Annotated in this window: 10 protein-coding genes; all 10 read left to right on the forward strand. The window is 46.7% G+C overall.

Features of this window, described 5'->3' with window-relative positions; all coding sequences use genetic code 11:
• The first annotated feature begins 12 nt into the window (after positions 1 to 12).
• The 10 genes from FLZ89_RS11485 (at position 13) to FLZ89_RS11530 (ending at position 13,235) form a co-directional block, all read left to right on the forward strand.
• A complete protein-coding gene (locus FLZ89_RS11485; RefSeq protein ID WP_141265006.1) occupies positions 13 to 1,836 on the forward strand; it encodes an FAD-binding protein in 1,824 nt (607 codons plus the stop codon).
• A 172-nt stretch (positions 1,837 to 2,008) separates the two neighbouring features.
• Positions 2,009 to 3,358, forward strand: coding sequence for an NADH:flavin oxidoreductase (locus FLZ89_RS11490; RefSeq protein WP_141265005.1), 1,350 nt, complete (start codon positions 2,009 to 2,011; stop codon positions 3,356 to 3,358).
• A gap of 617 nt (positions 3,359 to 3,975) precedes the next feature.
• Entirely contained in the window at positions 3,976 to 5,211 is a 1,236-nt protein-coding gene (locus FLZ89_RS11495; RefSeq protein WP_141304994.1) for an ROK family transcriptional regulator, read from the forward strand.
• A gap of 333 nt (positions 5,212 to 5,544) precedes the next feature.
• Positions 5,545 to 6,570 (forward strand): C4-dicarboxylate TRAP transporter substrate-binding protein, encoded by a 1,026-nt coding sequence (locus FLZ89_RS11500; protein WP_141304995.1) that lies wholly within the window; start codon positions 5,545 to 5,547, stop codon positions 6,568 to 6,570.
• A gap of 87 nt (positions 6,571 to 6,657) precedes the next feature.
• Positions 6,658 to 7,125: a TRAP transporter small permease gene (locus tag FLZ89_RS11505; RefSeq protein ID WP_141304996.1), complete on the forward strand. Its 468-nt coding sequence runs from the start codon at positions 6,658 to 6,660 to the stop codon at positions 7,123 to 7,125.
• Between the two features lie 32 nt (positions 7,126 to 7,157).
• Complete coding sequence (locus FLZ89_RS11510) at positions 7,158 to 8,438, forward strand: TRAP transporter large permease (RefSeq protein WP_141304997.1); 1,281 nt, start codon at positions 7,158 to 7,160, stop codon at positions 8,436 to 8,438.
• Positions 8,439 to 8,465: 27 nt separating this feature from the next.
• The gene (locus FLZ89_RS11515) at positions 8,466 to 9,497 is read left to right on the forward strand and encodes a uroporphyrinogen decarboxylase family protein (RefSeq protein ID WP_141304998.1); all 1,032 of its coding nucleotides are present in this window, start codon (positions 8,466 to 8,468) and stop codon (positions 9,495 to 9,497) included.
• Positions 9,498 to 9,519: 22 nt separating this feature from the next.
• Complete coding sequence (locus FLZ89_RS11520) at positions 9,520 to 10,281, forward strand: SDR family NAD(P)-dependent oxidoreductase (protein WP_141304999.1); 762 nt, start codon at positions 9,520 to 9,522, stop codon at positions 10,279 to 10,281.
• 39 nt (positions 10,282 to 10,320) lie between these two features.
• Positions 10,321 to 11,571, forward strand: a complete 1,251-nt coding sequence (locus FLZ89_RS11525) for a glucuronate isomerase (RefSeq protein WP_141305000.1) — start codon at positions 10,321 to 10,323, stop codon at positions 11,569 to 11,571.
• 47 nt (positions 11,572 to 11,618) lie between these two features.
• The gene (locus FLZ89_RS11530) at positions 11,619 to 13,235 is read left to right on the forward strand and encodes a mannitol dehydrogenase family protein (protein WP_141305001.1); all 1,617 of its coding nucleotides are present in this window, start codon (positions 11,619 to 11,621) and stop codon (positions 13,233 to 13,235) included.
• The last annotated feature ends 10 nt before the right edge of the window (positions 13,236 to 13,245 follow it).

Raw genomic sequence — 13,245 nt, forward strand, 5'->3', positions numbered from 1 at the left:
AGCAGGAATAAGATGGAACATTATAATTGCGATGTCCTGGTTATCGGCGGCGGCGGGGCAGCCCTGCGGGCGGCCATCGCCGCCCAGGAGTATAACCCTGATTTAAAGGTAGTCCTGGCCACAAAGGGGAGGCTGGGCAGGAGCGGGGTGACGGCCACGGCCTGCTCCGATCGCATGGCCTTCCACGCAACCTTACCCCATACCCCGCCGGGGGGTGCAGACGCGTGGCGCTACCATGCCGAAGATATTTACCGCCTCGGCGGCCTGGTCTCCGACTGGGATCTGGCCGTAACGTTAGCCCGGGAAGCTGAAGCTGCCTTTAACTACCTTGATGCCCTGGGTGTCCCTTTCGTGAAAGAAGGGGGAAAGGCCCGCCAGTTTGTGACCGATGGCTCCGACTTCCCCAGGGCCTGCTATACCGGCCCCAAGACGGCTATTCATATTGAAGAAGCCCTGGTGGAGCGTTTGCGTCAGCTGCCGGTACAGGTCCTGAATTTTACCATGGTCGCCCGGTTAATTACCAGCCAGGGAAGGGTAACCGGCGCCCTGGCCCTGGATACCCGCCAGCGGCATGACCCGGCTGCCGCCCTGAAAGTTATCTCCGCAAGGACGGTCATCCTGGCCACCGGAGGTGCGGGCCAGGTTTACCGGACCAATGTTTTTCCCGGCGGCATGACTGGTGACGGCTACGCCCTGGCCTACACCGCCGGCGCCGAACTCGTCAACATGGAATTTATCCAGATCGGCCTGGCCTCCCTGAAGACGAAATTAAATTGTTCGGGGAGCATGTTGCGCGCCCTGCCCCGCCTGGTTAACGACCGGGGCGAAGAATTCCTGGGACGCTATTTCCCGCCGGGTACCCCGTCCAGGGTGGTAATGAACCTGCTATTCCGCAAGGGAGCAAGCTGGCCGGTTACCTATGAGCATCCCACCCACATCATTGACGTGGCCGTCTACCAGGAAATTGCTGCCGGGCGTAAGGTCTACCTGGACTACAGCCGGAACCCGGCCGGATTCCAATGGGACGAACTGGTGGAAGAAAATCACCGGCGTTATTATAGCGAAATTACGGTCGACCTGGGGACAGAAAAGCGCCTGGCCAGCCCTTTACAGCGCTTGAAGGAAATTAATCCCGAAAGTATCGCCTGGCTAAAGGAGCGAGGGCTGGACCTGGAAGCCGGCGCCATGATTGAGGTGGCGCCCTGCATCCAGCACTTCCAGGGCGGGGTGAAAATCAGTCAGGCCGGCAGGACGGCTGTTGCCGGCCTGTATGCCGCCGGCGAGGTGGCCGGCGGCCAACACGGGGCCAACAGGCCGGGGGGCAACGCCCTGCTGGACGGCCAGGTCTTCGGCCGCCTGGCCGGGGAAGAGGCTGCCAGAGAAGCCGTCAGCGTACCCCCCGTAGAAGTGCCGGCGGCCGAGATTGAGGGATTTCTTGCCCGGACGCAGCATATGCTTGATAAAGGTGACATACCGGCCGGGGAGTTGCGGCGGAGGTTGCAGGATCTGATGAACCGGGCGGCCAGCGTAGTGAGGACAGAGGAGGGGCTGCGGCTGGGCCTGGAAAAGCTATCCGCGCTGCAGAAAATAGCGCAGCGGGTCGACGAGCACGGCCTGGCCTACGCCCTGGAGAACGAAAACATGCTGCTGGTGGCGGAAATGATCCTGCGGACGGCCCTGCAGCGGGATGAGAGCCGCGGCCCCCATCTGCGTTTTCTTAAAGCAACCGATGTTACCCCGGTATCCCGCCGGGACCCGGAATGGCAGCGCTACCTGGTCATCAGCCGTAAGGACGGGCAGATGGTGTTGACAGTGCGCGAGCCAGTGCGGCCTTAGGAAAAAATTTACCCTGCTTTTGCCTGCCGGCAGGGATTCATAATTACCAGGATGTGACATTTTTGCTTGGATTGCCTGAGCGAAGCGCTTCATTATCAATGGCGGTCGCAACACGATCCTGTTCCATCAAACGAAACACGAAGAACCTGATTCATGATAAGGAGATGGCTTTATGGCTCCTTTCAGTAAATTTAACTTCAAAAACCTTATGCAGTTAAAAGAAAAGATAGCCGAACTAAATCTGGATATAGAACTCACCGAAGATTTGCGTCCCCTGGCCCGACGGGCAAAGATCGGCGGCCGGGAGTTGCCCAATTCCCTGGCCGTCCATCCTATGGAAGGATGTGACGGCAGCGAAGACGGCAGCCCGTCCGAACTGACATTCCGCCGCTACCGGCGCTTTGCCCGGGGGGGAGCGGGTTTACTCTGGTTCGAGGCTACCGCCGTCGTCCCAGAGGGCCGTGCCAACCCGCGGCAGCTTTATATCAACCGCAGCAACGTCCATACCTTTAAGGAGCTCCTGGAAACGGCCCGGCGGGAAGCTGGAGACAGCATGGGGGCCGGCCACCGTCCCCTGTGCATCCTGCAGTTAACCCATTCCGGCCGCTACAGCAAGCCTTACGGCAAGCCGCAGCCGGTAATCGCTTACCATGACCCTCATTTAGACGCCCGGGCCGGGGTTGTTCCCGAGCAGGAACCGGTTACCGACGCCGAACTGGAAAAGCTTCAAGATAAATACGTGGAAGCGGCCCTGCTGGCGCGGGAGGCGGGCTTTGACGGGGTGGATATCAAGGCCTGCCACCGTTACCTTTTGTCGGAACTGCTGGCCGCTCATACCCGCACGGGCAGGTACGGCGGCGATTTTAAAAACCGCACGCGTTTTCTCCTGGAAACAATTGAAAAGGTACGGGCCAGAACAGGCAATGACTTTATCCTGGCCGTTAGGTTAAACGCCTACGACGCCCATCCCTATCCCTACGGCTGGGGCGTTGATCCTGAAGATTATACCCGCGCCGACCTTTCCGAACCCATCCGGCTTGTGCGCCTCCTCAAGGAGAAGGGGGTAACGCTGGTCAGCATTTCGGCCGGCAATCCTTATTATACAAACCCGGAAGTTACCCGCCCCTTTGATACTCCGCCCAAGGGGGCGGGCCTTCCTGCGGAGCATCCCCTGGAGAGCGTCGCCCGGCTTTTTAAGATTACCCGGGAGATACAGGAAGCCGAACCGGGACTGGCCGTGGTCGGCAGCGGCTACAGCTGGCTGCGGCAGTTTTTCGGCCACGCGGCGGCCGCCAATATCGCCCGCGGCGCGGCAACCCTGGCCGGTGCCGGCAGGCTTGCCTTCGCCTATCCCGATTTCGCCCGGGACCTGCTCACCAATGGTCAGCTGGATGAGCGCCGGGTTTGCATTGCCTGCAGCCGCTGCACCCAGATTATGCGTGACGGCGGCAGGACCGGCTGCGTCGTAAGGGATAGGGAGGTATATATGTCGATTTATAAAGAACTATCTTCTGCTTCATAAATAAAGATAGGTCGAGAGCATCTATTTATTATTAAAGCGGAACTGCTACCAGTTCCGCTTTTTAATGTGCCCGGCATGGGCGCTGACGTGGTGATGAAAGTCCACTACAGGCGAGGCAACACCAGCCTGTTAGCCCAAAGCAAGGGTGCTCATCGCGAGGTGGGATCCGGAGGAAGCCGGAGGCAAAACCATGGCCCAATGAACAAGAACCCCATACGAGGCTAAACCGCCCAGATGAGCTGGCGAAACATAGCGAAATCCCAGGCTGCCAAGGAACGGTAGAGTATATGGGGCGGGCGCGGGGCGAAGGTCAATGTTCTTACCCGGGGAGACCTGCCGAGTAAGCCGAACCGCAATTTTCAGATGCAAGTTTCGGGTTTCGACCCGGTCATCTTTGGTCTTAAAAATATTTTTAAAAGCTTTTGTAACCAGCAGGAAAATGATAATAGACGTCGAATAAATAAACACAGTTAAAAAAGTATGGTACTTAATTACTATAAGACTTATAAACAACGCTCTTGATAAAGCCAAGAGCGCCCCAAAAAATAAAATAAATTAAAAAAGACGCTTTGCCAATAATTAAGGTTGTGTTTACTGAGAGGAAGAACAATAAATATATGGCAAATGATGTAAGCAACTTGCAGTTAGTAAAAAAGCTAAACAGGATCAGCATCCTCAATATTATCAGGGAGCATAATACCATTTCTCGACAGCAATTGGCTAGGTTAACTGGTCTTACGCCGGCAGCAATAACAGGTATTATACGCGATTTGGTAGCATTAGGTTACGTTATTGAAATGGGCCTGGGAAAATCTAGCGGTGGAAGGCGTCCTGTCAAATTACAATTTAACCAGGATTCCGGTTATGTTCTTGGAGCAGAAATAACAAGAAACAATACCACTCTGGGGATGGTGAACCTCGGTGCTAAACCTTTGATGATTAAACAATACAGCATCGACATGACAGATCCCCAGCGGGGACTAGCTCTACTTGCCGATGAAGTAAAAAAAATAATAATTGAAAGCGGCGTTGATAAGAAAAAAATCTTCGGTATGGGAGTTGCCTACCCCGGATTAGTTGATATTAGTACAAGAGTAGTGAAACGTTCGCCCAATCTGGGTAAAAAATGGCGTGATATTCCAATAGAAAAATGGTTACAGGAAATGATAGGGATAAGGGTCTTTGTTGAAAATAATTCCAATGCGGCAGCATTGGCTGAATATAGTTTTGGCCTTGGCAAAGAGACTAAAAATATGGCCTACATTAACTTGGGCGAGGGTATCAGTGCGGGTATTATTCTTAATGGTATGCTGGCTTATGGATTTAAAGGTTATACCGGCGAAATCGGCCATCTTGTAATAAACGAAGACGGTCCTCTTTGTAACTGTGGTAATAACGGCTGCCTGGAGAGCCTGTATGCAGTACCGGCCCTGGTGCGCAAGGCCAATAATGAGCTCGCCTTATATAATCAAAAAGATCCCTTAAAAGCACTTTGGCTGGAAAAGGGTAACGTGACGATAGAAGATATTATTGCAAATGCTAATGAAGCCGATTCATATGCCTGGAAGCTGATACGACAGGCGGGCTGGCATATTGGCAAAGGCGTAGCGGCCATAATCAATGTTTTTAATCCAGAAGCAATTTTTATTGGCGGTATACTGACTGAAGCGGGCAACATTTTACTAGAACCATTGAGAGAAAGTGTGCAAAAACATGCTTTTCCAGAGCTAGTGCGGGAGGTGAAAATTGAACTATCATCTATGCGAAGGGATACCGGTTTTTACGGTGCGTGTGCTGTTACCATCAGGGCTCTTTTTGAGGGAGGGGTCGATGCATTGTTGGATGTTTATTAATATAGGCTGCTATAGGCACAAAAGTGCCAAGCGAGAGGGAAGAGGTGTATAAAAGCAAAAAGGCTGTATAGCATAACAGAGAGAAGATATTTACTTAAAAAAATTGTACAGTTAGCAACTACAATATTATCTAGACCAATTGAATATTAAAAGATTAAACAAGGATATTGATTAAACAATATGGTAGCCAATTCTTTGAGGGGGGATGCTTAAATTAAATAAAAAATTCTTGGAGGTGGGGGCTTAAGCTTGAAAAACCTTAAGAAAAAGCAGGCACGCAAAATGGCATTAAAAACCTTTGGGCAAAATCGATAGAAAGGATGGAGCGTAAAAATGAAAATACGGAAAAAGTTAATTATTCCTTTGTTATTGTTACTAACAATGCTATTTGTGAGTGCATGTGGCAAGTCTACGGCGGATAATCAGCAAAACTCCGATAAACAACAGAATAGCGAAACATATACCCTTAAAGTTCATATGGTCATAAATGAGCAGGATCCTGTATACCTAGGCTATACTGAGTTCAAAAAAGGGGTAGAAGCACGGACCAACGGTAAAGTGAAGGTTGAACTTTATCCAAATGGCGTGTTGGGCAACGATGAAGATTTATTGCAACAAGCTATGTTGGGAGGAAATGTCGCGGTTAATTCGGACGCCGGTCGGCTGGGAGTATGGGTACCGGAGATAGGCATTTTGTTAGCCCCATATCTTACTGACAGTGTAGAGGAAATGCAGAAACTAGTAAAATCAGATCTGGTCAAAAAATGGACCGATAAGCTGGCCCAGGAAAAAGGCCTGACGGTGCTTTCCTTTAATTATTACACCGGAGCGCGTCATTTTATAACTAAAAAACCAATCTCTAAACCTGAAGATCTAAACGGTTTAAAAATAAGGACTCCGGGTTCGCCGGTTTGGCAAGAAACTATTAAAGCAATAGGAGCAAGTCCTGTTGCTCTACCGTGGACAGAAACCTACCCTGCATTAGAGCAGGGAGTTATCGATGGTGCCGAAGCCCAGGACCCTGCGACTTATGGTGCTAAATTATATGAGGTTGCCAAGTATATAACAAAAACCGGCCATATACAGCTCTGGAACTGCCTGGTCGTAGGAACGAAGTGGTTCGAACAACTCCCTAAAGAATACCAGCAAATCTTGATCGAGGAATCCGTAAAGGCTGGAGACTTTACGACCAACAAACTCATAAGCAACCTAGAAGAGTTAGAAGATCAAATGACTGCCGCCGGAGCTGTAATCAATGAAGTAGATATTAAACCTTTCAAAGATAAAACCGAAACAGTTTACAGCAAGTTGAATTACCAGGATTTACGCCAGGAAGTTAATAAAGTGCTGGGGAAATAGGTCTTTAAATAAGTAACGTGGTGGTATTCAGAGTGTACTAGCGTACCACCACGTTACCCTCCAACATTAGTATGGGAGGATAGAACAGTGCAGCGATTAAACGGGTTGATTGACAGAATAGAAAGCGTTTTAATGGTATGGCTATTAGGTACTATAGTTCTGGTAGTATTCTTTTCATCGTTAATGCGTTATATAGGATATCCTATTAACGGGGCCGATACGGTAGCCGAGGCTTTATTTGTCTGGCTTATCTATATTGGTGCCGACCAGGTATTAAGGAAGGACAGGCACCTGGGGGTAGATTTTTTCACGCAACGTTTGCCTGCCAGTCTTAGAAATTTAACCTCGATAATTGTTCTTTTAGTGATATTAATATTTCTTGTCTTTATTACCTATGTGGGAGTGTCTCTCACTGTTGCTAATAACGGTAGGATTTTAGGCGATTTACCAGTTAGTTACGCGCTTGTTACGATGGCAGTTCCGGCGGGGACGTTTTTAATGTGTCTAACGACAGTAACAAAAATACTGGAACTGATAAGGGGTTTTAATAGTTAATTATAGGACTAGAAAAAGCGAGGGGAACCAGCGTGTTACTGGTTGTATTGACGTTTGTCATCTTACTCTTATTAAACGTACCTATTGCATTTACCCTTGGAATAGCGGGTATAATGTACTTTTTAACCCAGGCCAGCGTGCCCCTGCCGGTAGTTGTCCAGCGGATGATAACCGGAACCCAGTCTTATCCACTCTTGGCTGTACCATTTTTTATTTTAGCAGGCCATATCATGAACGCCTCCGGTATAACTTCGCGTTTGATGAAATTGGCCGACGCGCTTACCGGGCATATGGCAGGAGGATTGGCCCAAGCTTCGATTGTTTTAAGCATGCTCATGGGGGGTGTATCTGGTTCATCTAATGCTGATGTAGCCATGGAAACCAGGATTTTGTTACCGGAAATGCGAAAAAAGAGGTATTCTGATGGGTTTTCAGCGGCAGTTCTGGCTTTCGGCTCACTTACTACGGCAATCATCCCGCCAAGTATCGGTCTGGTGTTGTATGGTTTTGTAGGCCAGGTTTCTATTGGGAAACTACTAATGGCAGGTATTATTCCCGGCATCCTTATGGGCCTGGTAATGATGTTTACCACATATTTATATGCCAAAAAAAGAGGCTATGATACAGATGACAGAATCAAAAGGAAATCATTTGGAGAATTGATTATAGCTGTAAAAGATAGCATCTGGGCACTTTTATTTCCCGTAATATTGGTGGTTACCATCAGATTCGGCATTTTCACGGCGACCGAAGCGTCAGCTTTTGCAGTAGTTTATGCTTTTCTAGTTGGTAAATTTATATATCGTGAACTGGATTGGGTAAAATTAAAGGCATCCTTGAAAGACAGTGCAGAAGATAACGCGATGATTTTGCTTATCATTTCCATGGCGGCAGTTGTAAGTTATGTGCTGGCTTACGAAAAAGTCCCGGTGAAGTTGGCCAGCTTCATCGTGGGGATATCCGAGAATCCTTATATTATCATGGGTACAATTATCGTTTTTCTTTTGATAGCCGGGATGCTGATGGAAGGCACAGTCAACATTTTATTGTTAACGCCAATCTTTCTCCCGATAATAACAAAAGCCGGTTTTGATCCCGTGCATTTCGGTATTATAATGGCGATTATGGTCCAGATCGGCGGGGTCACACCCCCTGTGGGGGTCAATATGTATACAGTTTGTTCTCTAGGTAATATCCCAATCGAAAATTTTGTAAAAGAAAGCCTACCTTACCTACTGGCGTTAATCATTATAATTATCATCATAGTCGCTTTTCCCCAGATTAGCCTGTTTCTACCTGGATTAATAAGATAATTTCTTGCAGGGGAGGATTAATAATTTATGAATTCTTATCAATGGTCTATCGTCAAGAAGTGTGCTAATATGGAAGAACTTAACCAGGTTCCTGTAGGTTTAATTGTGGACAGCCCATGGATTCCGGGTTATGTAGGCATATCCACAATAGATTATTTTGCAATGCCCGATAAATGGCTGGATGCAAATATGAAAATTATAGAGGAGTTTCCAGAAATAATCTTTTTACCCGGTTTCTGGGTTGAATATGGAATGGCAACAGAACCCTCCGGCTTTGGCTGCAAAATAAATTTTTATCCTGACAGGACGCCGACCATCAATCATATAATCAATTCTCCTGAAGAAGCGGAGGATATACCTATTCCTGATCCCCGAACTGACGGTTTGATGCCCTTTGTATTGAATATTTACAGGAATATTGAACCCAGGGTGAAAGATCTTGGCCGGTGTATAAAAGTTGTTGCTGCCAGGGGGCCTTTAACCATTGCCTCTCACATAATGGGCGTCACCAATTTCTTGATCGGTCTGAAAACCGATCCTGCTAATACCCATAAATTGCTGAAAAAGACCGCCGCGCTTACCAGAAACTGGCTTGAAGCCCAGGCCGAAGTTTTGAGTGAAGTTGAAGGTATTATGGTTTTAGACGACATAGTTGGTTTCCTTTCCCAGGAAGATTATTTGGAGTTCGCCCATCCTTACCTGAAAGAAATTTTTACTGCGTTTCCCCAGTGCATAAAAATGTATCATAACGATTCGGACAATGTAGTTTGTTTTAGCTACCTGGAGGATTTGTCAATAAATATTTTCAACTTTACCCATCTGCAGGATATAGCCAGGGTAAGACAGCTGGTGGGCGAGAAGATATGCTTGCTAGGAAATATCCCACCCCTGGATGTACTCACCAACGGCACGCCTGATAAGGTTGAAGAGGCGGCAAGGGATTGCCTGCATCAACATGGCGGCAAGGCGGGGATTATCTTGTCGGCTGGCGGCGGTACTTCACCCGGAACGCCGGGAGAAAATATCCATGCCCTTATAAAAGCAGCGGCAAAATGCTAATAAAGGAGGCCGAAAAGAAGCGATGTTTTCTTTTGAAGGAAAAGTAACTTGGATAACCGGTAGCAGCACAGGAATTGGCCGGGCTATGGCATTAGGTTTTGCCAGGCATGGGGCTGATGTAGTAATCCACTATAACAACAGTGAAAAAGCGGCGCTAAGCCTGGCGCAAGAAATTGAGCTAATGGGAAGAAAATCACTTGTCGTAAGAGGCGATGTTGCTGATAAAAATCAAGTGGAAGCCATGGTTAGTAAGATTAAAGAAAAATTCGGTCGTATAAATATCCTCATAAATAACGCAGGCTCGATGATCAAAAGGGCCAGGTTTGAAGAAGTTGATGAAGCATTGTGGGATAGGATTATAAATGTAAATTTAAAATCCGTTTTCCTGGTGACAAAGGCCGTTTTGCCGTTAATGAAAGCCCAGGGTAAAGGAAAGATAATTAATATCACCTCGGTTGCCGCCAAAAATGGTGGCGGGCTCGGTAGTATTACCTATGCAACGGCTAAAGGCGGGATCAGTACCTTCACCCGCTCTCTGGCCCGGGAACTGGCGGAATATAACATCCTGGTCAATGCCATTGCCCCTGGCCTGATCCGTACACCGTTTCATAACCCTGAGATTACTTCGCCGCAAGTATTTGAAAAAATGGCGTCAGAGATTTTGTTGAAACGTGCGGGAACTCCAGAAGATATAGTTGGGGCTGCCATGTTTTTGGCATCCGATTATGCCGATTATATTACCGGAGCAACCATAGATGTTAACGGTGGATTGTATATGAGCTAGCTAACCATAGGGAATAGCAGGTTAATGGAGGAGAAAAATATGGTAGTTGTCAATCAAAATACTTTAGCAGCAGTAGTTACAAAGGAAGTTGAGCGGGTTCAAGTAACCGACATTCATACTCATCTTTATCCTCCTGATTTTGGAGATATGTTCTTATATGGCATAGATGAGCTGTTAACGTATCACTACTTAATTGCCGAGTTTTTCCGCTATACCACGATGGATTATGAAGAATTCTTTAGCCTGCCCAAGATGCAGCAGGCTGAACTGATTTTTCAAACCTTATTTATTAAACACTCGCCCATAAGCGAGGCCCAGCGGGGCGTATTAACGGTTTTGAAGGGACTGGGGCTGGATGTAAACAAAAGGGATTTACAGGCCTTCAGGGAGCAGAGCAGTATAATTCCGGTAACTGAATATGTGAACAGAATTTTTGCGTTGGCCGGAGTAAAAGAAGTAATCATGACTAATGACCCTTTCGATGCTACTGAAAGACAATGGTGGGAAAAGGTCGGTAATAAGGATCCCAGATTTAAAGCCGCTTTAAGGCTTGATCCGCTGCTTAATGACTATGAAAAAAATCACAGGGAATTAATCAAGTTGGGTTACCGGGTAGACAGGTGCCTGGATGAGAATACGATAAACGCAATTAAACTTTTCCTCAAAGATTGGGTGAAAAAAATTAACGCTGTCTATATGGCAGTTTCCTTACCGCCAGATTTTACGGTTCCGGAGGATTCTTACCGCTCGAGAATACTGGAAAAATGTGTTCTCCCAATCTGCAGGGAAGTAAAAATACCCCTGGCTTTGATGATCGGGGTAAAAAGATTGGTAAATCCTTATTTGGGCCTGGCAGCGGATTCCGTGGGCAAAGCGGATATTAGGTCAATTGAATACCTGTGCAGGACTTATCCTAAAAATAAATTTTTAGTAACCATGCTTTCCAAAGAAAACCAGCACGAGCTTGTAGTGACTGCAAGGAAGTTCAGGAATTTAATGGTATTTGGATGCTGGTGGTTTTTAAATAATCCTGACATGGTTAAAGAGATTACCAGCATGCGGTTGGACACCCTTGGACTGTCTTTTATTCCCCAGCACTCAGACGCTCGTGTACTGGAACATCTAATCTATAAATGGGTACATTTCAGGAAAATTATAGCCGATATCCTAACTAAAAAATACCAGCTTCTTTTGGAAAACGGTTGGCGGGTTACTGAAGAAGAAATCAAAAGGGATATAGAGGATCTTTTCAGCAATAATTTCTGGAATTTTATCGGGCGAAATATTTAAGGAAGAGCAATTGGAGTTTAAGGTATGTTCAGGGGGGATAAACGAAGTTGCCTAACTTGAGCAGAGAGGGTATAAAAAATAAAAATGCCTGGCAAAATGCAGGAATTGAACTACCGGAATTCGATTACGACAAAGTTGCGGCGGTTACCAGGGAAAACCCGGTATGGATACACTTTGGTGCCGGTAATATATTTAGAGGATTTATTGCCATGCTGCAGCAAATGCTTCTCAATATGGGAAAGGCCCAAACGGGAATTGTGGCAGTGGAAGCATTTGATTTCGAAATCATCGATAAGATTTATATCCCGTATGATAACTTGAGCTTGCTTGTGATCATGAACCCCGACGGAAACCTGGATAAAAAAGTCGTTGGCAGTATAAGCGAAGGGATGGTCGGAGATGTTTCACGAGAACATGATTGGGAACGGTTAAAAGAATTTTTTACAAAACCTTCTCTGCAGATGGTTAGTTTTACCATTACGGAAAAGGGATATAGCCTAAAAAATATGTCAGGAGAATACTTTGATGAAGTATTGAAGGATATGCATGACGGGCCTGGACAACCCAGGCATATCATATCTAAAGTTGCTTCACTGGCCTATACAAGATACAAAAGCGGCGAACTGCCCATTGCTTTTGTAAGTATGGATAACTATGCCCATAACGGGGAAAAGCTTCATGAATCCGTTGAAACAATTGTCAAAAAATGGGTGGAAAATGGGCTGGTAGAGAGTGGTTTTTTAACATATATCAACGATGAAAGCAAAGTAAGCTTCCCCTGGACCATGATTGACAAGATTGTGCCCAGACCTTCTGAGGCTGTTAAGGCCTCATTACTTGCCACAGGTTTTGAAGGCATGGAAATCATGTGTACCAAGAAAAATACCTATATTGCGCCTTTCGTTAATGCCGAAAGACCCCAGTACCTGGTTATTGAGGATAACTTCCCCAATGGGCGCCTGCCTCTTGAATTAGCGGGGGTGCTGTTTACCGATAGGCAGACGGTAGATAGGGCCGAAAAAATGAAGGTCTGTACATGCCTGAATCCTCTGCATACGGCACTGGCGGTATTTGGATGTCTACTGGGATATAATCTTATAGCGGACGAAATGAAGGACAGCCAATTAAAGAAGCTGGTAGAGAAGATAGGGTATGAAGAAGGTCTCCCTGTTGTTATAAATCCGGGTATATTAAGTCCCGAGGCTTTTATACGAGAAGTCATAGAACAAAGGTTGCCCAATCCCTTTATACCTGATACACCGCAAAGAATAGTTACAGATACTTCCCAAAAGATTGGTATAAGATTCGGTGAAACCATCAAAGCCTATCGTGATAGAGAGGATCTGGATCCAGCAAGTCTTACCTATATTCCTCTGACAATTGCGGGTTGGTGCAGGTATCTTTTGGGCCTGGATGATAAGGGTCAAGAAATGCCGCTGAGCCCCGACCCTATGCTAAATGTACTAAAGTCGCACCTATCAAGAGTCAGACTGGGTAATACAGGAACTGTAGGCGATAGCTTGAAGCCTATTTTGGTAAATAAAAACATTTTTGGTTTAAACCTTTATGAAGTAGGGTTGGGAGAAAAAATTGAGGGTTATTTCAAGGAAATGGTGTCCGGACCTAATGCTGTAAGGAATATATTACAAAAGTATTTAGGGTAATATTGAGAGA

It is taken from the genome of Moorella sp. E306M, from assembly GCF_006538385.1.
Lineage (GTDB): Bacteria > Bacillota > DSM-521 > Neomoorellales > Neomoorellaceae > Neomoorella.

What these genes read in the sequence shown, in the direction of transcription:
- FLZ89_RS11485 (WP_141265006.1), top strand. Translation starts at nt 13, where the DNA reads ATGGAACATTATAATTGCGATGTCCTGGTTATCGGCGGCGGCGGGGCA.
- FLZ89_RS11490 (WP_141265005.1), top strand. Translation starts at nt 2,009, where the DNA reads ATGGCTCCTTTCAGTAAATTTAACTTCAAAAACCTTATGCAGTTAAAA.
- FLZ89_RS11495 (WP_141304994.1), top strand. Translation starts at nt 3,976, where the DNA reads ATGGCAAATGATGTAAGCAACTTGCAGTTAGTAAAAAAGCTAAACAGG.
- FLZ89_RS11500 (WP_141304995.1), top strand. Translation starts at nt 5,545, where the DNA reads ATGAAAATACGGAAAAAGTTAATTATTCCTTTGTTATTGTTACTAACA.
- FLZ89_RS11515 (WP_141304998.1), top strand. Translation starts at nt 8,466, where the DNA reads ATGAATTCTTATCAATGGTCTATCGTCAAGAAGTGTGCTAATATGGAA.
- FLZ89_RS11520 (WP_141304999.1), top strand. Translation starts at nt 9,520, where the DNA reads ATGTTTTCTTTTGAAGGAAAAGTAACTTGGATAACCGGTAGCAGCACA.
- FLZ89_RS11525 (WP_141305000.1), top strand. Translation starts at nt 10,321, where the DNA reads ATGGTAGTTGTCAATCAAAATACTTTAGCAGCAGTAGTTACAAAGGAA.